This window comes from Mesorhizobium sp. M7A.F.Ca.US.010.02.1.1, from assembly GCF_004023085.1.
Lineage (GTDB): Bacteria > Pseudomonadota > Alphaproteobacteria > Rhizobiales > Rhizobiaceae > Mesorhizobium.
In genome coordinates this window covers 1-24568 of record NZ_RZRV01000032.1, presented here as the reverse complement: position 1 = coordinate 24568, position 24568 = coordinate 1, and the positions used below count along the sequence as shown (strand labels likewise).

The following is a 24568-nucleotide window of genomic DNA, read 5'->3' as shown; positions in this document are numbered from 1 at the left end:
TTCGAACGGCGGAGAGCCAACAATCCTTCGGCCCTGCTTCACATATCAGTTCATTTGAACCAGGCTTCGGGAAAGCCTAAGGGCCGCTTTCTGCAACTTTGCCAAGGCCGCGTTTTAACGACCGCATCCAGCAACCGTTTGCATTCTAGCTCATGACACAAAGCTCCAAGCCAAGGGCTCGTGTCAGGCCGGTCGTGCCAAGCGGCCGCGGCCCCAAGTCGCATCTCGAGCGCGACAGACCAAAAGAATCATGAATTTGGCCCGTCGCTTCTCGTATAAATATCGAACGGTCCGTTGTGTAGCTTTGATGACCTCTCGGGGTTTGTGGGGCCAAATTGCTTGCAGAGAGGAGGTCAGCGTCGTCGAGAACACAATGATGCATGCCTCGCGGCCGGCGACACGGTATTGCGCAGCCTTGACGCCAGGATAATCGCCCAACAATGCCCACGGGCGGAGGCGCGAAGACTGAGATCGCCTTTAGGTGGACCTTGAAATGGGCTGGTGTCGAGGTGACGATATTACCATCGGTGGTGACTGGCGTCGGCTTCTCCGTCTCGATGTCGAACTCGACGCACGTAGCCGTGCCCACCTCTCGCCAGGCGCCATGCGTTCCAGAATGGAAGGCGCGGAGCATCAGCGCCAGCTTCCAGAGGTTCGTCATTTCCACGCTATAAAGGTCGAGACGTCCGTCATCGATGTCGGCCGTCTCTTCCACCACATTGCCGCCGCCGTAGTGACAACCGTTTTCCACCGCAATCTGGTAGGTTTCGAGGTCGGTCGCCGCGCCTTTTTCAATACTCTTTGCGTGGAACCGCATGGGCCGCGTCAACACTTTCACCGCCGCCCACGCATAGCCGAGCCTGCCGAAACGCTTCGCCAGCTCAGTGCTGAGTCCGATATTCGCGGTGTTGAAGAAGGCATTGCCATCGACCCTGCCAATGCCGATCTGACGGCCCCGCACAGGTTCCGCTATTGGCGGGTTGTTGCCCGCCGGCAACCCTGCCTGGCATACCAGCGTGGTAATCGCGGGGCCTGCCACGGCGACATACGCCTCGAGCTCTACCTCCAGCGTCTTGCAGCGCCCTAAAGACCGGTGAATGTGTGTGCTGTCGTTCTCGACAGGAACCAAAGCGGGCAAACGATGTTTACTCGGCGAAGGGCATCTTAATTCCTTGGAGAGTTGAAAATGAGAACCACCCTGATTCTGGGCGCGCTGGCCCTTTGCCTGGCCGCGCCAGCCGTGGCTTCGGCGGATTCGATCGTCATCACGACCAACAGGCCTCATCACCGTCATCATTGGGATAACAACCGCGTGGCTGTCATTAACGAGGATGGAGCTCGCCTTCACCATCGCCGTCACGGCACGGAAGCTTTTTACGATAACGGCAAGCGCCATTGGCACCGCAAGCACCATCGCCGCGATCACGTCGTGGTCACCACGGGCTCGATCGAACGCCGTCTTCACCGACGCCACGTGACCATCGAGGACAACGACGACTAGGACATTCATTCGGCCTGGCTCCTGCTAAGATCTGGGAGCCGGGCCACGATTACTTTTTTGGCCTGAACCAAACAGAACAGCCGCAATTTATCAGTCAAAGGGACCGCAACCGCATAGGAAGCGGAACAATGGCTGGAAGTCTTGATTTCGAACTTGGACGTGCAAGGTTGCGCGTCAAACGAGCCGAGAAATCGCTGTCGCGCGCCAAGGAAGAAACGGGCCGGGAAAATGGCGTCGCGGTCAATATCGCCCTGTGCTGCAGGCTTCGGGCAGCTCAGCAGCGCGTTATGGAGGCCCGGGAGCGCCAGACCAATATCTATCCTGGGCCTCATCCAAATCAACCCCGATGTAAAAACGGCGAGGAGTTGTCGTCATGACAATACTGTTTGAGCCGCTGGACTCGGACTACCACAAGCGCAGCGTGCTTTACCACGCGACGCGGTTGTGCTCCATGATCGAATGCTGATGCGTTTCGATAAGGTTGACGCAGCAGCCGATGAGGTTGAAGCCGCAGCGGCCGTGCTGGTCAATGTCACCCACGGTTCTGCCGTCGACGCGTTCGAAGACTCAGTGTCCCGGAATTCGTCAGCAGTCTTCCTTCAGATGGAAACGGGTCAGACCCTTGGGCTCTGAACTGCGGGGGATACGCAGTGTTTTGGCCAGCTATGAGGCCGCCGATTGGGCGGCTCGAAGCAGGCTTCTGCGAGCGGTCCAGGGTTCGAGTTGCCGGCACAGATTGCGGCTGGCCACGGCTAAGCCGACGAACCTGCAATATAGTTGCTCTTCCATGGTCGATCGCCTTTCCGGAAAATCCCCCGGCGTGGCTCCGCCGAAGGGCGGTCGACATGGACATATCCATGCGGAGCAGCAGTCACCAATGTGCTAGAGGACACGCAGCTCGCGGTTGATGCGTCCCTATCGAAGGAATCGCGCTGCATCTGCCCTGCCGTTTCCGCAACCATCTGCTTCCAGTGGTTGGTTGTTGCGGCGCCAGGCTTTGCCAAAAGCACCTGCGCAACAGGCCGGAACTTGCCAACAGCTTCGCCGTCGGAAGGGTGATGACGAAGCGCCGGGCGCACGATGCTGGTCGGCTTTGCCACTTTGTGCTGTTGTTGTGGCCCGGCCCAACGTAGACATCGCCATGGATAGCAGTGTCGATCCTGCCGTTCGGAGGCTCAGCGCCAGCCATGGGGGCCGCGCAGTCGTCACCGGCATCGATCGGTCGCTCCACCTGGCAACATCCCGGAGTCGCGACGTTCTCAACCTGATCTACGAATCGAGCAGCCTTGCCGCCACATGGGCGCAGCCACCTTCCCTTGAAGGCCTGATATCCCTATGGCTTGCCACGTGCGGCGGCAATGCGGCGGAACGGGGGCACGAGCCCTCACGTTAAAAGACATGGTTTCTCGGGTGTTGATAGAAGCCCTGCCTGCTATTCTCCGGGCCGCTCGTCTTATGGCAACAAGTCTCATTGGATACAAAGTGTCGAAATGCGAGCAATGACTTGTCAGCGGTTCTTGCAAAGCTACTGGCGGCTCTCCAGCGTCACACTGCGGGCTACGCGAATTGCAAGCACCTCCAATCCATTGCCTGCATATCGTCTAAAGTCGTTCATGAGCACCAGGCCGTATATCTGACAAGAAGGATAGTCAGTGGGCGCAGAGCGGATGCCTGCCCGAAGGAGACGAGCCCCAATGCAGTCGCGGTCATGTTTCGGTTTCAGTCTCATCGCGAGCACGATCATCATGGCCGGGGGCACTGGTTAGTCCGACCGCACGCCATCCATCAGACTGCGGAGCCGCCGCTCTGCAAAACAAGATTGGCCTTTCCGTTACCGGCAATTCCGCTGAAGATGTCCGTGTAGGTGTCGCGCCGGTCCGGTCCAAAGGAGACGTCAGAGTATTCGCGCCCGGTCAGGCCGTCATTCACAACTACAGCGACGCGAGGCTAAACCTCGAAACCGAATAGCCGAGCATCAGAAATGCACCACCGAAGCCGGACATCATGCTGCCGAACATGATCGCCAGGCACTGTCTGAGGCCGACATGAAATCCCTTGACGTCGAGCGCCTCTGGCTTTTCGCCGACGCAGCGCACCTCGAGGCCGTATTTGGTCAGGTAGAGGAAGAACCAGACCAGTAAGGGCGGGATGGAGCTGGTATAGGTCACCAGGCGCTCCGAAAACAGCACCGGCCTCAGGACCGGAATGTCCGACAGGTAGGGGATTGGAACCTGGTCAAAGCCCCTGAGGGTCGGCGGCTGACCGGCGGCCACATAGGCCAGGAACCAGAACAGTGTGACGCCCGATGCGAGAAGATTGAGAGCCGGTCCGGCGACGAATTGTTCGGCCTTTAACACGATCGTCTCCAATGACCTGATCTCGCTCGGATGAAAACCGCGGGAGCGCGACCGTATCTTCTTTGATCATTGCCTGATGAACATGCCCGTATAGGTCTGGCCGGCGAGCGCATGGGTTCCGGCCAGCGTTCCGTCGGGCATCATCTTAAAACTGACGTCCGCGCCATTCGGGAGGCGCCCCAGCTTCAACGTAGTCCCTACAATTTTTCCTTCGCCTGCGGCCTCTCCCGGGTTGTTATCGCCCAGAATTCCCCACGCGTAAGTTACGGTCACCTTTCCGTTCGAGGAAACAGATTGAACAGCCAGTTTACCTTCATATGTGCCTTCCAATCGTCCGGCCCAATTGCCCGAAAAAGAAGCGTACTTTGTTGGAACGCCCTTTGAAGGAGGAGTGATTGTCACGGATTGATCCATGATTGCCGGGCCAGGCGGAACAACGGTAGGATCCAAGGCGGGTCGGGAGGGAATGATAGCAGGTTCGATAGCGGCGGGTTGCGGCGGTTCAGGAGCCGATTGGCACGTAGCGAGGGAAAGTGCCGCGAAGGGCAGTATAAGGTTCCGCATCAATTTCTCCACATCGCTCTCCGACGGGACGTATCCGAAAGCCCACTGAAGGCAGTAAGTTCCATTCCCCACCAGGCCGGATCTTTGGAGGCGCCTGGTAGACCGAAGAGTGGCCATAATAGATAGCCGCTCGTCAACCGTGTAGCGACATTGCGCGGACGGACCTCAGGTGGCTTGTTGGTGAGGCGCACTGCGCTTGATCTACTGTTTGGTATCTGGCTCTGAAACAGCTTGGCCCGGGCGTGCTGGGGACTGGCGAACAAGCTGTCATGACTGCCTTCCTGGAAAATCTGACCGGCTTCCATAAGCGTGAAAGCTGTCCTGAATACAACGGTCCCGCAATCTCGCTGCAATCAGAGAACGCCCTCCGGAACCAGTTGCCCCTGATCGAGTTGCTATCCTGCCTCGCTTTGAGCGCGAATGGGAGAACACAGGATGGCAACCACTAAGAAGGCTTCACCGAAGGGCCTGAACGAACTTTTCCACGACACGTTGAAGGACATCTATTTCGCCGAAAAGAAGATTCTTGCGACGCTGCCGAAAATGGCGAAGGCCGCTCGAAGCCCGGGTTTGAAGGCGGCGTTCGAAAAGCACCGCGACGAAACGAAGGAACACGTTGCCCGCCTCGAAGAGGTTTTCGAAGTGATCGGCAAGAAGCCGCAGGGTAAGACGTGTGCAGCTATTGTGGGCATCACCGAGGAAGGTGCCGAGATCATGGAAGAATACAAGGGCGCACCTGCCCTGGACGCCGGTCTGCTGGCTGCGGCCCAGGCTGTGGAGCACTACGAAATCTCACGCTATGGCACACTGAAAACCTGGGCCTTCGAACTCGGGCTTGATGAAGCGGTTTCTCTCCTCAATTTAACGCTTGGAGAGGAGAAAGCGACTGACGAGGCGCTGACACAGCTCGCTGAATCGGCTGTCAACATGGCGGCCGAAAACGCGTAGTAGTCCGCATTAGGCGAAGTCTGGCACGTTGGTGCATGCATCTCAACGGGAAGTATCAATGGGCTATCTCAGTACGCTCGTTTCAAGAGTGCTCGGCAAGAAGTCCGGTCCAGCTAAGGGTAACGGCGATATGCGCAAAGCGACCGGCGCGGGTCCGGCAATAGCGGCGCATTCGAAAGACGCGAGGACAACGGCGCCGACCGGCCAGAACCGATCGGCAGCAAGAAAAGGCAAATGACCGAGTCGCAGGAAACGTCGTCACTGAACAGCCAACAATCCCACCTTGGATAGCCATTCCGGCCAACCTTTGACGCAGGCGGTCAGACGACTTCCAACCTGCCCCATTAGGTCGAGATGCGTGACTTGCAACACGAGGGCCGAAGTACAAGCTGCCCCTCTCGAGAGTCTACATGCTGGTCAGTTGAACTGCCCGGCAAGCGTGAATGCGGCTTGGGGCAGCCAGATCGCGGATGCAGCCTTGCCAGGCGGCCGGTCACAGGGATGGATGCGGGCCCATACTATCGCTGCCGGACGCTTCGGAACAGCCGGCGCTGGCATCGAGCCCAGTTTCCCTCGGCAAATCCATCCTACCCAGCTAAGCCGTTCATGAAGCGCGCAGCCAAGCGCTCCCGCTTTGGCGACTTGGCACGACACCGCGCACGTTACTGATCGTCTCAGCAACCCGGTATGCCGCTCTCCTGAAAAGCCACGGCATCCAATTGCGCAGGTCGCAGAGGCTCGCAATTAACTATGATAGCAACCCATTTCAGATTTCGTCGAATGCCGCGGTTGCTGTTCGGCCCGGGACGGGCGTGGCAAACACGTTGATCAACCAGAGGCATCTGAACCTCTCAGGCTGCTTAGACCAATGCCATCGGTAGGTATCGGATAATGATCTCTTCCTGCCGGAAACGGCGCTCCAACTCCGCTCGGCGCCTTCGCCAATCGGGCAGATCGACTTCTTCCGTCATCACCTCGAAGATGACGATCTCGTCCATGTCGGACTCTTTTCCCTGCCTCCACACCCCTTCCGCGGGAGCCCGAAGATACGCAGTGACACCTTCGAAGGTATCGGCGAGTTCTTGCTTCACACGGTCGAAGTCTTCCTTGGCGAACGGCTCTCCCGCGTTGTCGGAACGAGGAAGCAGGATCTGGACAAGGTGCATGCGGCCACCTCCAAGATTTTTAAACGGCCGCGACATTTCGATGTTCCATCAGCCGCCGCATTGCACCGGCCGAGGCGCAAGCCAGCCCGCGATAGGTTGCAAAACGCGTTCGGACTCGTTTGGACTGGTGGCTCGCACCTGGCACTGTTCTCGGCGGCGGACCGGGCGGCCCCCGATCAGCGTCATCTAAAGCGACACGAACGGCGCTCCAAGACTGCCTTCCGGCCGCGGCTGCAAGTCTATCGTGTCACCATCACCGTGTACCAATCATTCGTTTTATCCGGGGTTTTTGGCGGCAGCCTCTTGCGTGCGGCTGGCCTTATCCTTGCGAGGGCCAGGCTGCGTCGCGAGATGATTTGGCGCCCTTCGGTTTTTCTTTTCCCTGGCGAAACATGCCAGGGAAAAGGTTCCCCTCACCTGCGCCCAAGCACGCGCCGGATATTCCCCGATACGCGATCACGAGCCATGCCGCGGCACTTTAAACCGTTGTGGTGCGCATTTGCTCGCCACCCCAGAACGTCATGAGCAGCCTCGTGCCTTCAGAGACCGGACCATACGCACGACAATTGGATCATACGGTTCCTTTTCCGATTGCCTATAGTTCATTGTGAAAAGTGCGGCCCGCTCGTCGCACACCATAATTGCGCGGACATAGCGAATCGCCCCATTCTTGACACCGGAGTAGCTCGCCCATCCGGGGGCAATGCGCCGATAGGTCAGTCGCCAACCGGCCTTTTCGTCCTCGATCATGCGATGCTCGATCTCGGCGCGAAAACTGGCTTTCCCCAGTCGCGCCCCCCAAACGACCAGAAACGCATCCCTTGGGCCACGAAAGGCCGCCCCCTGATGCGAATGCTGCGTCAGGGCGAAGCCTGGAGGGATATCGAATGTGAAGCCAAGCTGCCGGACCCCGAAGGGCTTCCAGGCTTCGGCCTGAAGCCACGTCGTCCAGATGAGGAAGGCTGTAAGGCCTAAAAGTAAGCGTCGCATTGCTTTGATTTAGCGTCGGCTGAAAAGGGGTCCAGACGGAAAGAGGGTCCGTGACATTAAATGCGCAATATGCAGTTCGAAGCTCGAGCGCGAACGGGGGGATAGGCGATCTTGCCGGCGACTTCGATGTTAGCGGTGTCGAGACTGAGAGCAAGCTTTCGGGGGCTATTGCTGTCGTTGATCTCGTCGGTTCTTTTGCGCATATCTCTTGATATAGCGACCGGCCCAGAGATACCCGCCCAAGATGGCCACGCATCGCTCCAGGATTCCGCCGCGGCGCGGCTTCCGCTCGCCAAACCGAGCTTAAAGGCCAGGCACGGCAGAACTTCAACGACCAGAGGCGGCCCGGGCAGGGCCACAAAAAGCTCCTCCACCACAACAATTTAGCGCATCAATCCCGCCGCGCGCAGCGCATCTTCGATGACCTTGGAAATCCCGCTCGCCGGGCCACGCGCATTGGCTCGCTCCGGCGTGGGATCGATACGGACTGCCTGCGGTTTTTCCATTGGTGCAAAGAACTGCAACGCGGCAGCTGAAGCGACGTCGGCTTTGCCGTTGCGTCGCACGACGGGCTTCATCAATTCCCAGAAGCGGGCGATGTGGCGTGTCGAGGAAATCCCAACATTCAGCATGAAAGGCCCTGCTTTGCCGAGACCATCGCCGCCGCCAGTTTGCAGTGGCGTTCCATGCCCCATCCCGGCAATGGTGAACGTCTCGACCACGTCGCGACCTTTGCTGTCGGACCAGATCTTGCGCGTCTGGCCGTCTATCTTCTCTATGCGTGTTGGCTTTTCGCTGAGGTTGTGCACGCTTTGCCACTGCGCCAGCACCGCGTCCGCATTCGCTGGCACGACGGTCGTGTCGGCCGAGCCCTGCCACAGCGAAAGCCGCGGCCACGGGCCGTTGTGCGGCGAGGCTGCCCGCAACAGGCGCTGGAGGTCGGTTCGGGACGGACCGCCATGGCCGCGCATGCGGCTGAAGGCTTCGGGGATGGTCGAGGCAGTGCCATAGGCAAGCCCGGCAATGATGGCGCCGCCGGCAAACAGTTCGGGATAGTTTGCCAGCATCACCGCCGCCATGGCGCCCCCTGCGGACAGACCTGTGATAAAGATCCTCTTGCGATCAAGACCATGCGTAACGACTACCGCCTCGATCATCTGGCGGATGGAAAGTGCCTCGCCGCTGTCGCGGCTGATATCGCCTGGCACAAACCAGTTGAAGCAAAGATTGGCATTGTTGGCGCGCTGCTGCTCGGGGAAAAGCACGGCAAAATCATGCTTGGCGGCGAGCTCGGTCCAGCCGGAGCCATGATCATAGCTGGCCGCATTCTGGGTGCAGCCATGCAGCACAACGACCAGCGCCGCCTGCCGGGTTGGATTCTCCGGAAGATAAAACCACGCACGCAAGGCCCCAGGATTGGACCCGAACCCTGTGATTTCGGACAAGTGAGCGTCCTTCCGGCCCCCGGATCCGGCTGGCCGCGCGCTCAGGCGAGCGATCGTGTCGGATATACTTGGCAAATCAGTGTCCTTGCGCGCCGGAATGGCACAGTCGTGCACAACGCACATGCAACCATATGGTTGCTGCAATGCACAATACGAGCCGCCTCATCCGGGAACCTTGTTGATGTATTGCCACGCTCAATGCGCGCTCTGTGCCTTCGTACCCCGAACCGAAGCAAAACGGCCAGCAGGCAGACGGGCGAAACGGCTATCGCCCTCCACCTCTGAGGCCGGCCCCGCACGAAAGTCCGCGAGCTGAACATGTAAACGGCGTGGCTATCCGGTCATTCTCGGCTGCTGGCCGGCAAACATCTCTCTGATAACCCGGACCACCTCTGCAGATTCGGCGGGCTTCATCAGTGTGACGCCGAATGAGAATGCTTCGTGGCTCTCCTCGACACCTAGGCCGGAATAGACGACGAAAGGAACAGCCCGGCCAGCCAAGGTTTTTGCCACTTCAACGCTCTCGCCGTCCTACAACCTGACGTCCAGGACCGCTGCGGCGGGTGTGTGGTTTGCGAGAAAACGCTTCGCTTCGGAACATAGGATGCCAATGCTACGGCAAAGCCTGGCTCGCGAAGGGCGGCCTCGACCTCCACGGTAATTAAAGCTTCGTTGTCTACGACAGGCACCAGGGATTTTTTTCATTTGAGGCCCGATTTGCACGTTCGTAGGTCAAACACGAGGTCGTTTTTCCGTCCGGGTCTAAGCTTGCATGTCGCAAAAGGCTGAATCAAGAGCAGCATCGTACGCAGGCCGCGAAGGGCGAGCTATAGGAACAACTTGGCGACACCCCGCGTTATGGCGGGTTAACAGAGAGGGGTTTTGGATGAATGGAGTACCGCAGGCGAATGGTATCGCCTTCAAGAACCCGGAAATGCCCGGTGAGGATAACCGGAACTTCGACTACCAGGATTTCTTCGAAAACGGCGCCGTCGCCCTCCATCTGGTCAGCGCAGATGGGGTTATTCTGCATGCCAACCAAGCCGAGCTCGATCTTCTCGGCTATTCTTCACAGGACTATATCGGCCGCCATATCGCGGATTTCTATCCGGACCGGAGGGTGATCGAGGATATTTTGGGGCGCCTTACCCGTGGCGAAAAGATCGCGAGATATCCGGCGCGATTGAGGGCTCGCAATGGCTCAATCAAGCATGTCGAAATCACGTCGAGCGGCCAGTTCCGAGCCGGCGATCTGGTCCACACAAGATGCTTCACCGTTGATGTAACCGACCTCGTGCGGACGCGGACTGAACTGCGGCGGCAGGACAGCACCTATCATCAGGTGCTCGATAGTCTCCCAGTCGCCATCTACACGACTGACCCGGATGGCGTCATCACCTACTACAACCGAGCCGCCGCCGAGCTGGCGGGCCGGGAGCCCGAAATCGGCAAGGACAAGTGGTGCGTGACGTTCAAGCTGTTCATGCCCGACGGCACGGAATTGCCGCACGACGAGTGCCCGATGGCGATCGCGCTCAAGGAAAACCGCCCGGTGCGTGGCCAGCAGGCCATAGCGCAACGCCCTGACGGATCCTTCTTCCCCTTCGAGCCGTACCCGACACCGATCCGCGATGAGAGCGGCGATCTGACCGGCGCTGTCAACATGCTGTTTGATCTCACCGACCGCCAGCGTGCCGAGGAGGCCAGGCACCATCTGTCAGCCATCGTGGAATCCTCGTTCGACGCAATCGTCAGCAAGGATCTGAACACCGTCATCAACAGCTGGAATCGCGGTGCCGAACGGCTGTTCGGCTATACCGCCGAGGAAGCGATCGGCCGGTCGGTGGCCATGCTGATCCCGGATGATCACCAGGACGAGGAACCCCGCATCCTTGAACGCATCCGCCGCGGCGAAGCGGTCGACACATACGAAACGATCCGTCGGCGCAAGGATGGCAGCCTGGTTCCCGTCTCGCTGACGGTGTCACCCGTGCGCAGCGCAACCGGGCAGATCATCGGCGCCTCCAAGATCGCCCGAGACATCACGTCGGCTAGGGAAAACGAGCATCGTATCCGCATGCTGATGCGGGAGGTCAATCATCGGGTCAAGAACCAGTATTCCGTCATTCTTTCGATGATCAGGGAAACCAACAAACGTGCCGAAAATCCCGCGGTGTTCGAACGGCAGGTGCGGGAGCGGATCATGGCGCTGTCACGCTCGCACGATCTGCTAGTCGCCGGCGACTGGAGAGGCGTCACCCTCTTTGAACTGTTGCTGTCGCAGGCCAAACCCTTCGGCAATGAGGGACGGATTTCCATGGCGGGACCATCCATTGTGCTGAGCCCCAACGCCGTCCAGTATTTCGGCATTGCCTTCCACGAACTCGCGACCAACTCAGCCAAATACGGCGTGCTTTCGGGAGACAAGGGCACGATTTCGGTCCAATGGAACGCGACCGGCTCCGGTGGCTCGAAGCTCTTCCACCTCACTTGGGCCGAAACAGATGGCCCGAAGGTCCAGAAGATCGGCCAGGGCGGTTTTGGAACCGTGGTGCTCAAGCGGGTGGCGCCTGAGGCGGTCGGAGGGAAGGCCAATCTTGAGTATGGGCCGTACGGGATCAATTGGACGTTGGAAGCGCCGTTGGTTTCCGTGGAGGCATCTGTCGCCAGCGAGGCGTAGGCGTCGAGGGGTCAGCACCTCAGCTTTGTCCGTTCAACCCCCGCGAATTCTCAGAGCCGAGTAGCAAGCCGCTGCGGCAGCTTGCAGCCCTGACGCCTCGATTGTGTCGCCCGATACCCCTGGTAGCATCACGTCCTTTGGCTTTTTCGGCTCCACTGCGACAGCCTTGACTCGTTCTCAGTCCCGCACCGTCCGATCCGTGCGCCGCGTTGACGCTTGGGACAGCGCGCTTCAGTGGCCGGACGATGGCCTTACCTGGTCGCCATACCGCACTTGGGCAAGATCGCTGACGGATGCTCGTCATTGGCGCAACATTAGCGGCGACCTTTGCCCGGCATCCTAGTCGACGCGGTACGTCGTGCCATGGCAGAAGGGAGGACAACGGCAGACAACAAGTCGAAGCGAGGCGCCGCCGACCGTCGGCAGATTGCTGGCGGTGAAGGCTCCGAGGTCAATTCCGTCGCCCGCAAGCAACGGCATCAGCAAAGATCAGGCCGAGGCTGATGAAGCGGGTCGGCTCCGTGACAACTTATGGCGGCGCGCAGAAACTAAAGAAATAGGCCGCGGGTCGGGGATGGCGGGTCGGACAATTCGTTTTGGTGAGAGACCAATTCAGTGAGCAAGTCAGCGTCGCGTCGCCTCACAATCGGAGGATCTTCAACTCAGACTGGCATGCATCCAAGCCATCTCATTCATGGCGCTACGGGCAAAGCCGCCCTATCTGGCTACTCTGCAACTGACCGAACCGATGGGGCAGCCATGTGCAATGACTACGAGCAGCATATCGCCTGGGCTGAATATTGCAGGATGATGCAATCGCTGGCGCTCGCCATTCCCTTCCGTCAAACTGAACTGGATTTGCCGCAGGCGGACGACATCCGCATCAGTGATCCCGCCCCGATCATGCGCGCCGCCGGCGAGACGATCGAACTCACGCGCATGACCTTTGCCTTTCCACCCTCCGGGCCCAAAGGCGGGCCGGTCTTCAACTTTCGCTCGGACGGACGGAGTTTCGCCAACAGCAAGCGCTGCCTTATTCCGGCATCAGCTTTCTTCGAATTCACCGGAAAGAAGTCGCCAAAGGCGAAGCATCGCTTCACCCTCAACGGCGCTCCGTTCATGGCCATCGCCGGACTGTGGCGGGACGGCGAAGGCAACAAGCCGCCCACATTCGCAATGCTGACGACTGCACCCGGGCCGGATGTGGCGCCTATCCACAATCGCCAGATTGTGGTGCTGCGCCCGGAGGATTGGGCGGCATGGATCTACCTCACGAAACCCGAGGTGGAGCTGTTGAAGGCCCTGCCTGCCGGCTCGTTGGCGGTAGAAACCATGCGACAAGGAAGCGACTAGCTCAGATGCCGGTGCGTTTTGCGGGAACCCGGAAGATTCTTGGCGGCATCGCTGCGGCTATTGTGACTCCTCAAGATCGCGGCTCTCGCCAAAGCATCAGCACCTCGTTGTCACTGATTGCCGAGTGGCCACTTCAGCCATCAGCGACGCTTGGCTCGTCGGTGCGCACGAAAGGTATCGAGCGTGAAATACGTGCCCGCCTGCCATGGGCGGTGAGAAAATACATCAAAGCCGAGACTGGCCGCATGACATTGCGGATGCGCGAAGACGATGCCGAAGAGTTCGAGGCCGCCTCCAACAAGCTCGCCAAGATGCTGGAAACCATCGAAGTACTCCCGGTCCTGCCAAGCGAGGCCGAGGACATCCTCGCGATCACTTCGCGAGAGCGTCACAAGTGGCTGAAAGACGGACGGCTGCAAAGCATTGGCACCCGCACCGTGAAGATGCGCGGTCGATCCAAGGCCGTCACCTTCCACGTGTTCGATCCCAAGCACATAGAGGACATCCTTGATCGTGATCTGCCAAGCCTTTGGCGCGAAGAGGACGCGCAGCAAGTTACAGAGAACAGGCGACGCGGTGCCGGCAAGGCTGCCCTCACGCGGGCGGGAAAGGGTAGCGAGAAGGTTCGCGGTGCCGGGAATAACCCCAGAGATGACGCTCTCGGGCCTAAGTTGAAGGGCTGGGACGCGTTCGACGACGAGGGCCTGCTCCGCTAGATCATCTTGAAGGAGCGGTGAACCGTTCGGCAAAGACAGTGGGTGTCGGCTTACCCGGAAGGCCGGGATCTGAGCAGGCTTCGCAAGCAAGCTGCCGGCAGTATCAATCCTGGTTTCGAGCGCTACAGCAGCACAGGATACCGGAAACGTTCAGAAGCGTCAGGATTGCCGAAACCCAGGCGTTAGTGGATGCTCCGTACCCAGAGGAGTGCCCCTATGATCGACGTCACAAAACACTACGGCAGCGACGGGATCGTTGAGCGCATACTGGCCGCGATCCCCGACCCAAAACCCGATGGCCTCAGTGCCGCGCAGCTTTATCCGTTCGACCAGCTTCACGGCCGCGAGCTCATCGCCACGCGGGATCATGGAGCTCGTCTTGCCCCCTCGCCCACCGACCGGATCCTTGACATCGGCAGCGGCATTGGCGGCCCGGCGCGCTTCCTGGCCGCCACCTATGGCTGCCAGGTCGACGGCGTCGACCTCACACCAGCCTTTGTCGAGGCATCCGGCCGACTGACCACGCTCAGCGGCCTTGGCGACAAGGTTCGCTTCCACGAAGCCGACGCGGCGAAACTGCCCTTTGCCGACAACACATTCGACGCCGCAATCTGCTTCTATGTCGGCATGAACATCGCCGACAAGGCCGCCGTCATCGGGCAGGCTTTTCGCGTTCTGAAGCCGGGCGGCAAACTGATCTGGACCGAAGCCGTGCTGGCTGGCGGCGAACCAAATTACCCCTTGCCCTGGGCGGTTGGGCCGGTAACCAGCCACCTTGTTGACCGGGATACCCTGAAGACCCTTTTCGCCGACGCGGGCTTCCATATTGACGAAGTCATCGACGAGACCGGCGAACATGTCGAACTGGCGATGCAAAGGGCCAGTTCCGACATCATTCCTTCGCCTGCGCAACAGCAGGCCAATGAAATCGTCCTCGGCACCGAATTCGTGCAGCGACGCAAGAACTATATCCGCAGCCTGAGTGAAGGCAAGCTGGCGTCGCTGGCCGTCATCGTCTCACGCAGCTAAATTGATTCCGGGAGTGCGGCCCGGCCATCTCTCCGAAAAGCAGCTCGTCCCAACCAAGCCTACCTGAAATCTCGCGTCTTCACCTTGATCTGGTCGATGTGCAGATAGGGATCGATGATGTTCCGCGGCCGCGGCCCCTTCGGCAGTCCACGCGGATCAGGCGTCGGACTGCCGTGATGAAACTCGTCACCGCGCCCATGCGGCAGCGGGAAGGCAGCATCCCGATCACCAACGCTCGCCAGATCGGCGGATAGATCGCTGAGCCGATGAGCGACGAGATGAACCACCTCGCCTTCCCGCTGAACGCGCCCATGGACGGCGATCATGCCGGCGCCGAGCACGACGCGGCGATATTTCTCGAACACCTTCACCCAAACGACCAGATTGGCGATCCCAGTCTCGTCTTCAATCGTGATGAACATCACGCCCTTGGCCGAGCCGGGGCGTTGACGGACCAATACGAGTCCAGCCGCTTCAAGCCATTGGCCATCGCGCGCCTGCATGGCCTCGCGGCACGAGACAATGCGCCGGCGACGCAGGTCGGCGCGCAGGAAGGAAACGGGATGGTCACGCAACGTGAGCCCGACATGCCCGTAATCTTCAACGACCTCCCCCCCCGCTGTCATGGCGCGTAGCATGACGCCCGGTTCCTGGATCTCCGGCACCGTTTGCTGCTCGCGGCTGGAGGCGGCCGAAAACAGCGGCAACGGGGCGTCGCGCAGCGCCTTGATCGCCCACAGGGCCTCACGCCTCGCCAACGACAATGAAGGTTGAAACGCGTCGGCCTGTGCGAGTTCAACCAGCGACGCTGCGCGAACGCCGGCCCGGCGCCATAGATCATCGATGGAGGCAAATGGCCGGTCGGCACGTGCGCCCACTATGGTTGCCGCGTCTGCGTTGGCCAGCCCGCGGACCATGCGCAGGCCAAGGCGAACGGCAAACCGATCCTCGTTCTCTTTGGGTTCGAGCGTGCAGTCCCAGCGCGAGGCGTTCACACAGACCGGACGCACCTCAACCCCGTGGTCGCGGGCATCGCGGGCGATCTGCGCCGGTGCGTAGAATCCCATCGGCTGCGCATTGAGCAGGGCCGCACAGAAGACATCGGGGTGATGACATTTCATCCAGGAGGATGCATAGGCGATCAGTGCGAAGCTGGCGGCATGGCTCTCTGGAAAGCCATAGCTGCCGAAGCCTTCCAGCTGCTTGAATGTCTTTTCGGCGAACTCGCGCTCGTAACCATTCTTGACCATGCCGCCGATCAGCTTGGCGCCGAAGCTGGAGACGCCACCGGTGTGCTTGAAGGTCGCCATGGCGCGGCGAAGCTGATCCGCCTCACCAGGCGTGAAGCCGGCGCATTCGATCGCCACCCGCATCGCCTGTTCCTGGAACAGCGGCACGCCCAGTGTTTTTCCGAGCACTTTTTCCAACTCAGGCTTGGGATAGACGACGTCTTCCTTGCCTTCGCGCCGGCGCAGATAGGGATGCACCATGTCGCCCTGGATCGGACCGGGCCGCACGATCGCCACCTCGATGACCAGGTCGTAAAAAGTTCGCGGTTTGATGCGCGGCAGCATCGACATCTGGGCGCGGGATTCGATCTGGAAGGTGCCCAGCGTATCCGCCCTGCGGATCATCGCATAGGTGCGCGGATCCTCGGCCGGGATCGTCGCGAGATCGAGAGTGATGCCCTTGTGCTGCGCCAGGAGATCGAAGCCGCGCTTCATGCAGGACAGCATGCCGAGCGCCAGCACGTCGACCTTCATGAACTTGAGCGCGTCTATGTCATCCTTGTCCCATTCAATGACCTGGCGATCCTTCATCGCGGCAGGCTCAATCGGCACCAGATCGTCGAGCCGGTCGCGGGTCAGCACGAAGCCACCGGGATGCTGCGACAGATGCCGCGGCGCGCCGATCAATTGCCTGGCGAGATCCAGCGCCAGGCGCAGGCGGCGATCGCCGAGATTGAGATTCAGCTCCTCGGCATGTTTCGGCTGGACGCCTTCATCCGACCAGCCCCACACCTGCGACGACAGCATCTTGATCAGGTCTTCAGGCAGCCCCAGAGCCTTGCCGACGTCCCGCAAGGCGCCTTTCGACCGATAACGGATGACGGTCGAGCACAGTGCTGCATGCTCACGGCCATAGGTGTCGAACACCCATTGCATGACGATTTCACGCCGCTCATGCTCGAAATCGACATCGATATCGGGCGGCTCGCGGCGTTCCTCGGAGACAAAGCGTTCGAACAGAAGATCGTTGCGGTCGGGATCGATCGAGGTGATGCCAAGGACATAGCAGACGGCGCTGTTGGCCGCCGACCCCCTGCCCTGGCAGAGGATGTCCTGGCTGCGGGCAAAGCGCACGATCGCATTGACGGTCAGAAAATACGGCGCGTATCGCAGCTTCTCGATGAGCTGCAATTCATGCCTGAGCGTGGCGACAACCTTGTCCGGCACACCTTCGGGAAACCGCTCCATCGCGCCTTCCCAGGTGAGTTTTTCCAAGGCTTGCTGCGGCGTTAGGCCCGGCAGCATGCGCTCCTCGGGATATTGATAGGCGAGCTCGTCCAGTGAAAACCGGCAGCGCTCGGCGATTTCAACCGTCCGAGCGATCGCCTCGGGATGGCGGCCGAAAAGACGAGCCATTTCTTCCGGCGGTTTCAGGTAGCGGTCGGCATGCCGCTCGCGCCGAAACCCGGCACCATCGATCGTGACATTGTGGCGGATGCAGGTGACGACGTCCTGCAAGATGCGCCGTGACGGTTCATGGAAGAGCACATCGTTGGTAACAACCGTCGGCACGCCGGCCTCTCCGGCAAGGTTGGACAGTTCGTGCAGCCGCAGCGCGTCATTTGGGCGGCGAAACAAGGTCAGGGCCATATAGGCTCGATCGCCGAATGCCTGGTGTAGCCGCCGCAGCCAGAGCGAGCATGTGTCATCAGCCTGATCCGGAATGAACACGGCAATAAGGCCTTCGCCATAGGCGACAAGGTCTGCCCAATGCAGAAGGCATTTCGCCTTGCCGCCACGCTTCTTGCCCAGCGACAGCAAACGGCAAAGCCGCGAATAGGCCGCGCGATCCGTTGGATAGACCAGGATGGAAATCTTTTCCGCCAGATCAAGCCGGCAGCCGACGATCAGCCTGACGCCGGTTGCCTTTGCAGCCTCGTGAGCCCGAACAACGCCAGCCAGGCTGTTGCGGTCACAGATGGCAAGCGCCGGCAGGGCCATGATTGCGGCCTGCGCAAACAATTCCTCGCAGGAGCTGGCGCCGCGCAGGAAGGAAAAATGCGAGGTGCACTGGAGTTCGATATAGGACGCAGTCATCCGAAGATGCCATGCAGGAACCAGCGATGCGAACCGGTCGCGGCATCCTCGCCGTCGCCGGCGCGATAGATCCAGAACCGCTCGCCGGCCTCGTCTTCGACCTGAAAATAGTCGCGCACGGCGGCAAGCTCGGCATCACGCTTCCACCATTCGCCAAAGACCCGCTCGGGGCCATCGGCGCGCTTGACCCGTCGGCGGATGCCTCTCCAGGTAAAGCTAGCCGGCGGATGATCCGGCAGCAACGCTATCGCCTCGATGGGCTCCGGCACCGCAAACAGACGAGCCGGCCGCGGCCAATGATCTGGCCATGCCTGGCCGGTTTCGGCCGATGCCGGCGCCACGCGCCGGAACGATCGCTCGGGCACGTCGCTTGCCACGGGGGTAAACCGATACAGCTTCTCCTCGCCGACACGATTGCCGAGGATGTCGATCAGGTCTGAGATGTCAGCGTCCGGTTGCTCGATGAGTGAGGAGATGGTCTGCTTGGGCGTCAACGGCTCGGCCAAGGGTGCGGACAAGCGCATCAACTCGATGCCGAAACCCGGATCGATCTTCTCGATCTTGTCGCATAACAAACGCGTCAGCCGCTTCACGTCGCGGACCGGCAAGGCAGTGCCGACGCGAATGGCTTGGATGCTGTTGTCGACCCGGTAGAACAGCAGGTCGAGCCGCCGGGCGCCAAGGCCCTTGGTCTCCAGCTCGACACATAGCGCTTGAACAAGCTTGCCGATGTAGCGGGCGATCGTCTCGGCCGCACCGATGGGTTCGCCGAAGGCTCGTTTTACCTCGACCACATCGGCTGGCCGCACGGGTTCTATCGGTTCGGCAAGGCGTCCAGCAGCCTGGTCAAGGCGACGACCCAGTTCCGGTCCGAAGCGCAGGATCAGTGGCCCGCGTGGTTGCTTCAGAAGCTCGCCTACTCTGTCGAAGCCCAAAACCCGCAGACCGCTGACGATCGCATCGGGCAACCGCAGTGCCGCGATGGGCAGAGGAAGGATCGCATCACAGGTTGCATTGACAGCGACCACGCTGACGGTCTGCCGCACGTAGCGCGCAACGGCATGAGCGGCACCCCAGCTATCGGCAATCGCTGACCGCGCCGAGAAGCCGACCTGGCCGAGACGCTCGACCATATCGGCCAGCATCAACTGTTCGCCGCCATGAAGGTGATCGGCGCCAGTGGTCTCCATGACCAATCCGTCCGGAGTATCCACAGCGGCGATGGGCGCATAGCGTCTCAACGCCCATAGCGCCAGCCGCTCCAATGCCTCCGCGTCGGCATCGGGCTCGGCGTCCATAACCGCCAGGCCCTGCACGAGGGCCTGTGCCTTCGTCGCGAGCATTCCGACGCGCAAGCCTGCTTCTATTGCCGCGCGATCCACCGCAGTCACCATGCGACGACTACCATGCCGCCCGACCAGCACCAAAGGCTTATCCGGTGGCGGCGAGACGTCGCCCAATTTCCTTCTGAGCCGGTCGGTCGACCAGTTTGGAAGGAAGAGCGAGACGACCCTTGGCATCACAAGCCTCCACTTCGATATCGAGTGTTTCCCCTCCACGAGATTTGATCAGTTCAAGTTGCCATCGCGCCCGGCCAACGCCGGGCACCGGCAGCGCTTGCGACGGCAACACGGAAACCCGCCAGCGGGTGACAGAGGCCGTCGGCTGCCCGAAATCGGCGGCTTCGGTCTGGCGGCGCCAGCGGCGGATGGCGATGCCTATCGCGCCGGAGCCTTCCGATGCCAGTTGCAACCGGCGCGAGGCAGTCATGGACAGGCGCGCCACTTCCGCGACCACAGCTCCAAGCCCGACATGCCGCAGACCTTCCTCGAAGCAGGCGAGCAAGGATTTGTCGTCACCGGCTTCGACATAGACCACCCGGTCGGGATGCAGTCCGACCTGGGCGATTGCCGGCGCAAACAGATCCTGGCGCGTCACGCACCACAGCACCTTGCCTTGGGTCCTCGCTGCAATCCCGGCTGCAAAAAGCGACGCTGCGGCGCCATCGATCGCTCCATTGCCGCCGCCGGCAACTTCATGAAGTGCGCCAAGCGCCACACCCCCGCCTGGCAGATGACTGTCGATAGAGGAGATACCGAATGGGAGCACCGCTCTTTCGCGCGCATTACCGCCTTCGAGACGCGAAATGCGATTTCGAAGATCGGATATGACAGCGTTTGGCGCCGATGCACTCATTTGTCCCCTGAACGCGAAATGCTGATGATATGTTCCTCATTTGTTCTCTTCCTAATGAAGAGTCAATGGCGTGGTGAGGTGGCGCTGCGGAAGAAATGTTTGTCGCGACCGCCCGGGGACACCGGCAGAACCGTTTGCCAACAGACGAGGCGTCGAAGGCCACCTGTCCTGTTGGATGTTCGCGCCGGCGGCCGACGGCGCCCAAAAACGGCGTATACCGCAGTCCTGCGCGCTTCCGCAATTGCGGACATTGTCGCGCGCGGGATGGTGGTCCGCGTGTAGACCATCAGGAGTCTATTGACACCTTTGTTCTTATTTTGTTCACTACAGGGAGGATTGATACAGGAGGCGAACCATGGAACTTCGCTTGAACATTGAAGGGGCAACGCCCGAGGAACTGGCACGCGGGGTCGCGGCAGCCGAAGCAGTCTTCGCACGCGCCGGCATTACGGCTTTGCAAGGCGCGGAAGGTTTATTCGCGTTGGAAGGGTGGGATATCAAAGGCTTTCCGGAAGACGACCAGCCAACCGAGAACGAGGACCAGGCTGCTTCGGCCTGGGAAGAAGCCGACGAGGCTGCGACAATTGCATGTTGTGCGGGCTGGCCGCAGGACAAAGTCCCGCACCATCAGGTCATGGAACTGATCGACGTTCCCCGCACGAGATTGCGAGCCGAGGCGCTTTCGGACACGTGGCCGGCGCGCAAGCAGCTCTATCCTGACGTCGTCAAACGGCTTGAGGTTACAGCCGGTCCGGACCGCCAGATCGATTTCGATATTGCCTTCGTTCTTGGTTGGGTGCCCGAGCGGCCGACGCAGGATCGGGTTGAGCCGCTTTCGGAAGATGCGACCGTATCCCCTTCTTCACCAGCGACCTCGCCCAGGTTGAAGAAATGGCTCGCAAGGCGCTCAAGGGCTGGACGATCGAGATTGACCGGGATCCCTATGATGCCCACGTTTTTGATCCTGCAGCCAGCGAAGATGATGAAGAATTGCGCATGGCGGCATGGCGCGATTTCGACGGCTGCCTGCTTATGGAGAAGCCACCTGCAAATGCTGCAATTGCACTGACCCTGGCGATGATGCGCGGCCAGTCGATGCATTTCGAATAGACGGGTTACACGGCCATCGTCGATCGATCGTGCTTGGCCACTCCAGGTCGCACGCTGGATGGCCAAAAGCCCGACAGGCCCACACCGCATCCGAGGAGAGAACCATGTCAGAAAAACCACCCTATATGCCGACCGGCATTGGAATAGGCATGATGAGCGACGACTTAGCCAAGGTCGGCGTTCTGATATTCGAAACGGCGCAAGGGAACTTCGACTTCGCGGTCAATCTGCAGGCAGTCGATGTCCTCACCAAGGCAATCAATAAGATCGAGATGCATCTCCGCTCCGGCCGGACGCACTGAGTGTACGATGTGCCAGATCAGAAAAAGCCGAAGCCAGGAGCTTCGGTAGATCACGCAGGGACGAGGCGTATCGTGGCGGGCGTCGCGAATCCGTTGTCAGTCGCCGAATGGCTCGGCTGGAGGAAACGCTCGGAAGCCAGTGCTCTCGCGCACAACTCGCGGCGCCGGGTTGACGGACTGCCGCTGCGATCGATCACGACTTGCTCACGCTGCATGCCGGCGGTAGTAAAAGACGCGCCCAATGGTGGGCCCGGCGATGTAGCGCTCTCCGCTAACATCGTTCCCGGATTTGGGAGGGCCGGCTAAGTCTTGGTCGACCAATTTCGACAGGACAGCCGTCAATCTGGATTGCCAGTTTGCCGTCCAACGCGACCGAAGTTCTTCGCCCGCTGGTTCGCGCCGGATCATCCCTCCGTCTCCTTCTGCGATAATCGCGACTCGTGGCGTGCGTCACCGCTCTTGCCCTCGACCCTGCCGTTATCCTGGCCAGCGAGCCCACACCTAGCTGCCGCCGCTTAGCGATCGCTCAAACCAGGTTGTCGTGTTGCCGTCGGGGTGCGTTACCCTGATCCATTCGCCAATGTCAGGCTCTTCGGCGTACGGGATGGTTACCGGTCCCCACATCTTCGCGGCTTCCACAACATTTTCGGCCTGAATCTCGGCACGTTCCACGACTCTGCCGTCGCGTATCAGCTCGACGGTGAAACTCTGCATAGGTCGCCTCCTGCCGCCACGACGATACCCCTATCGCTACCCGAGATGAAAAATCATGGCTGTTTCCCGCCAGAAGGAATCGCTTGCCAAGGTGCTGATGCAGGAAGGCGGCAATGTGAAGAATAGGGGCGCTTCGGCATTTTAAGGTTGGCCAGCCACCCACAGATAAAGAGGGAGACGCTTAGCGAGCAAAATCTCGAACGCGGCCTCCTTCGACTCGGAAGAAAAGTATGCAGCATCAAAGCCTGGGATCAAACACCTAGCCTGTCGAAAGCTGGCGGCCTTTTTAGCATCAGCTTGACGAGTTAATTGCCCCAAACCAGTTTCGGTGTGTGAAAAAGCGAGGAGCAGCTATGACAAAAGTCCATGAAAAGCGGGTCCCGACGAAGCGGGGAATTCTTTCCTCAATCACGGCGCAAGTCATCGAGTCCGGTCTTTCTGCGACCTGAGCAGGTCTTTTGACCACTGGAATCCCGCTGGCACCGGCTGGCGGGCTTTTTCGTCTTTCAGGGCGTGGATTAGGTCCTAACCGACAAAAGGTGTTACATGGGCAATGAAGAATGCCCGCCCAGCGTACGTTGTCTACGCACCACCGCTGATCGGCCTTCCGTTCCTGGCTGTGATACTGGCTCCGGATGGGACGACCGTCGCAACGCCCTTTGACACCGCAGATGAAGCGGCCGCCCACAACAAGGCGATGGCGGTTACAGGCCAATCCGGTGCGATACGGCACTGAACGTGCATGATAAACCAGGACAAATAGGAGAACCCGTCCATGAAACTGCTACGCACCGCACCGATTGTCATTCTTGCCTGTGCTTTGGCCCTTACGGCTTGCGCCAACACCGTCCGCGGCGTCGGCAGGGATGTCAAATCGACGGCCAACGCAGTCGACGACACGGTCAACAAACCCTGATGCAGAGGACCGTCACGGTTATCGAGAAGACGACAGGCCGCGTGATCGGAGCACTACCGATCGATATTGCCCAGCAGGATCACGAAGCCTCCGATGATCAGTATTTCACCAAGGCCTTCGAAACCGCTATGGACAGCGGCCTTATTAGTGATGCCGACAAGCATGCGGTTGAATTCCGGCTTGAATAACGTCGACGTTGCGACGGCTTTCTGTCGCGCATCGGGGCATTGTGGTTGCATCCTTTTGCACCTCAGCCATCCAGCAGGGGTGTACCCACCGTTTAGTCCAACTATCTCTAGGCACGGCCCGCCGCTGCTATGAATGGGGCGGCGGGTTTTTGACGCGTGAAGCAGCCGCCGCTCCTCATAGCCACTCAGCAGAGCAAGTCGGCGTTTTGGTAGGCGAACACTCTCCCGTTGCTCTCGTCGGTCACCTCAAGAAAGTCGTTTTCGGATCGGGGGAGCGTCACGCGCCTTTTCGTTGCCTGTTCGGCTGCACAATAGGACGTCGGAGCCTCTGCACGATATTCCCTGCTATCACCTGGCCCGCAGGGATATTCTCGGATTTGATACGACACGGTCAGCCCCAGGGTCCGAATCATGCATTAGCGATATCTGAGGTTTCCCTTTTGGCGAGGCGGGGTGTACTTTAGTACCGCTGGGTGATCCTAGCGACCTACACTGCCCGCTGCCGAGAGGTGGCGGGCCTTTTTGTTTATGTGTGGAACGCCGAAATCCAATGAGAGTTGGAATGCCGTCACCGTCCCTTCCGTGGAGGCGATGATGGCCATGGACGTACAGCCGTGGTCGGCCCGCTCGCTGCTTCCTCAGTGGGCGGGCCATCTCGCGGGTCGCTCACCGGAGCAGCTGGTGCACCATGCCGTCGACCTCAATACACAAATTCGAATACGATCCGGAAACCAGGGTTCTCTCAGTGTGGTTTGTAGCGAGTGGCAGGCAGTACGACTTTCTGGACGTACCGCTTGAGACCTTCACCGCGTTCAAAGCCGCCTTCGCCAAGGGCCGCTATTTCAACGACCACGTTCGCAATCGGTATCCATTCCGGCTCGTGACATAGGGCTCCAGTTCCAACGGCTCGTGTTGGGGCTGATCGTGCCAAGCGACCTGCCGGAAGTCACGCATGTCGAGCCGCTGGCCGCATACCGGGCAAATCATGAAATTCTCTCGATCGTCGGCAGGCTCGCCGCCGTGCTGCTTGCCGGGAATCGGCGGGCCAAGGTCGGATAGTTTCGTCA

23 protein-coding genes are annotated in these 24568 nt (G+C 60.0%); 11 read left to right on the top strand and 12 right to left on the bottom strand.

Features of this window, described 5'->3' with window-relative positions:
* Positions 1-145: 145 nt before the first annotated feature.
* Positions 146-1510 (bottom strand): hypothetical protein, encoded by a 1365-nt coding sequence (locus tag EOA19_RS36475; RefSeq protein ID WP_348629851.1) that lies wholly within the window; start codon positions 1508-1510, stop codon positions 146-148.
* A gap of 119 nt (positions 1511-1629) precedes the next feature.
* On the opposite strand from EOA19_RS36475, the gene EOA19_RS25515 reads away from it, so the two are divergent.
* Entirely contained in the window at positions 1630-1878 is a 249-nt protein-coding gene (locus tag EOA19_RS25515; RefSeq protein ID WP_128305177.1) for a hypothetical protein, read from the top strand.
* A 1554-nt stretch (positions 1879-3432) separates the two neighbouring features.
* On the opposite strand, the gene EOA19_RS25495 is transcribed toward EOA19_RS25515, so the two are convergent.
* Positions 3433-3858 carry a hypothetical protein gene (locus EOA19_RS25495; protein WP_245486321.1) on the bottom strand — a complete coding sequence of 142 codons (426 nt, stop codon included), beginning with the start codon at positions 3856-3858 and terminating at the stop codon, positions 3433-3435.
* A gap of 66 nt (positions 3859-3924) precedes the next feature.
* Positions 3925-4272 carry a hypothetical protein gene (locus tag EOA19_RS35405; RefSeq protein ID WP_245486319.1) on the bottom strand — a complete coding sequence of 116 codons (348 nt, stop codon included), beginning with the start codon at positions 4270-4272 and terminating at the stop codon, positions 3925-3927.
* A 585-nt stretch (positions 4273-4857) separates the two neighbouring features.
* On the opposite strand from EOA19_RS35405, the gene EOA19_RS25485 reads away from it, so the two are divergent.
* Entirely contained in the window at positions 4858-5370 is a 513-nt protein-coding gene (locus EOA19_RS25485) for a ferritin-like domain-containing protein (protein ID WP_128305176.1), read from the top strand.
* Between the two features lie 860 nt (positions 5371-6230).
* Here the strand turns inward: EOA19_RS25485 and EOA19_RS25475 are convergent.
* The 4 genes from EOA19_RS25475 to EOA19_RS25460 form a co-directional block, all read right to left on the bottom strand.
* Positions 6231-6536: a hypothetical protein gene (locus EOA19_RS25475; RefSeq protein WP_128305174.1), complete on the bottom strand. Its 306-nt coding sequence runs from the start codon at positions 6534-6536 to the stop codon at positions 6231-6233.
* 519 nt (positions 6537-7055) lie between these two features.
* The gene (locus tag EOA19_RS36050) at positions 7056-7286 is read right to left on the bottom strand and encodes a hypothetical protein (RefSeq protein WP_245486318.1); all 231 of its coding nucleotides are present in this window, start codon (positions 7284-7286) and stop codon (positions 7056-7058) included.
* A gap of 623 nt (positions 7287-7909) precedes the next feature.
* Positions 7910-8971 carry a PHB depolymerase family esterase gene (locus EOA19_RS25465; protein WP_245486316.1) on the bottom strand — a complete coding sequence of 354 codons (1062 nt, stop codon included), beginning with the start codon at positions 8969-8971 and terminating at the stop codon, positions 7910-7912.
* Positions 8972-9304: 333 nt separating this feature from the next.
* The gene (locus EOA19_RS25460; protein ID WP_128305172.1) at positions 9305-9484 is read right to left on the bottom strand and encodes a hypothetical protein; all 180 of its coding nucleotides are present in this window, start codon (positions 9482-9484) and stop codon (positions 9305-9307) included.
* Between the two features lie 259 nt (positions 9485-9743).
* Here EOA19_RS25460 and EOA19_RS25455 point away from each other — a divergent pair, with 259 nt between their 5' ends.
* The 4 genes from EOA19_RS25455 to EOA19_RS25440 all read left to right on the top strand — a co-directional run bounded on the left by EOA19_RS25455 (position 9744) and on the right by EOA19_RS25440 (position 14749).
* On the top strand, positions 9744-11651 hold the full coding sequence (locus EOA19_RS25455) for a PAS domain S-box protein (protein WP_245486314.1): 1908 nt from the start codon (positions 9744-9746) through the stop codon (positions 11649-11651).
* A 759-nt stretch (positions 11652-12410) separates the two neighbouring features.
* Complete coding sequence (locus EOA19_RS25450; RefSeq protein WP_128305171.1) at positions 12411-13004, top strand: SOS response-associated peptidase family protein; 594 nt, start codon at positions 12411-12413, stop codon at positions 13002-13004.
* A 5-nt stretch (positions 13005-13009) separates the two neighbouring features.
* Positions 13010-13720, top strand: a complete 711-nt coding sequence (locus tag EOA19_RS25445) for a hypothetical protein (protein WP_206638118.1) — start codon at positions 13010-13012, stop codon at positions 13718-13720.
* Between the two features lie 216 nt (positions 13721-13936).
* On the top strand, positions 13937-14749 hold the full coding sequence (locus EOA19_RS25440) for a class I SAM-dependent methyltransferase (RefSeq protein ID WP_128305170.1): 813 nt from the start codon (positions 13937-13939) through the stop codon (positions 14747-14749).
* 59 nt (positions 14750-14808) lie between these two features.
* On the opposite strand, the gene EOA19_RS25435 is transcribed toward EOA19_RS25440, so the two are convergent.
* From EOA19_RS25435 to EOA19_RS25425, 3 genes are read right to left on the bottom strand one after another with little or no spacing between them, the layout of a single operon-like run.
* On the bottom strand, positions 14809-18075 hold the full coding sequence (locus EOA19_RS25435; protein WP_128305169.1) for an error-prone DNA polymerase: 3267 nt from the start codon (positions 18073-18075) through the stop codon (positions 14809-14811).
* Positions 18072-19595: a DUF6504 family protein gene (locus EOA19_RS25430; RefSeq protein ID WP_128305168.1), complete on the bottom strand. Its 1524-nt coding sequence runs from the start codon at positions 19593-19595 to the stop codon at positions 18072-18074. The genes EOA19_RS25435 and EOA19_RS25430 overlap by 4 nt, the downstream gene beginning before the upstream one ends.
* The gene (locus tag EOA19_RS25425) at positions 19507-20271 is read right to left on the bottom strand and encodes an ImuA family protein (protein WP_128305167.1); all 765 of its coding nucleotides are present in this window, start codon (positions 20269-20271) and stop codon (positions 19507-19509) included. The genes EOA19_RS25430 and EOA19_RS25425 overlap by 89 nt, the downstream gene beginning before the upstream one ends.
* A 355-nt stretch (positions 20272-20626) precedes the next feature.
* On the opposite strand from EOA19_RS25425, the gene EOA19_RS25420 reads away from it, so the two are divergent.
* On the top strand, positions 20627-21340 hold the full coding sequence (locus tag EOA19_RS25420; RefSeq protein ID WP_245486312.1) for a hypothetical protein: 714 nt from the start codon (positions 20627-20629) through the stop codon (positions 21338-21340).
* Positions 21341-21485: 145 nt separating this feature from the next.
* On the top strand, positions 21486-21683 hold the full coding sequence (locus EOA19_RS25415) for a hypothetical protein (RefSeq protein ID WP_127296072.1): 198 nt from the start codon (positions 21486-21488) through the stop codon (positions 21681-21683).
* A gap of 501 nt (positions 21684-22184) precedes the next feature.
* Here the strand turns inward: EOA19_RS25415 and EOA19_RS25410 are convergent.
* Positions 22185-22397: a hypothetical protein gene (locus EOA19_RS25410; protein ID WP_128305166.1), complete on the bottom strand. Its 213-nt coding sequence runs from the start codon at positions 22395-22397 to the stop codon at positions 22185-22187.
* 775 nt (positions 22398-23172) lie between these two features.
* Between EOA19_RS25410 and EOA19_RS25405 the strand changes: the two genes are divergently transcribed.
* From EOA19_RS25405 to EOA19_RS25395, 3 genes are all read left to right on the top strand, one after another.
* Positions 23173-23313, top strand: a complete 141-nt coding sequence (locus EOA19_RS25405; RefSeq protein WP_128305165.1) for an entericidin A/B family lipoprotein — start codon at positions 23173-23175, stop codon at positions 23311-23313.
* Positions 23313-23501 carry a hypothetical protein gene (locus EOA19_RS25400; RefSeq protein WP_245486310.1) on the top strand — a complete coding sequence of 63 codons (189 nt, stop codon included), beginning with the start codon at positions 23313-23315 and terminating at the stop codon, positions 23499-23501. The genes EOA19_RS25405 and EOA19_RS25400 overlap by 1 nt, the downstream gene beginning before the upstream one ends.
* A 688-nt stretch (positions 23502-24189) precedes the next feature.
* The gene (locus EOA19_RS25395; protein ID WP_164780261.1) at positions 24190-24390 is read left to right on the top strand and encodes a KTSC domain-containing protein; all 201 of its coding nucleotides are present in this window, start codon (positions 24190-24192) and stop codon (positions 24388-24390) included.
* Here the strand turns inward: EOA19_RS25395 and EOA19_RS35680 are convergent.
* On the bottom strand, positions 24339-24568 hold a 230-nt coding region (locus tag EOA19_RS35680), incomplete at its 5' end, for a hypothetical protein (RefSeq protein ID WP_128305164.1). The genes EOA19_RS25395 and EOA19_RS35680 overlap by 52 nt on opposite strands.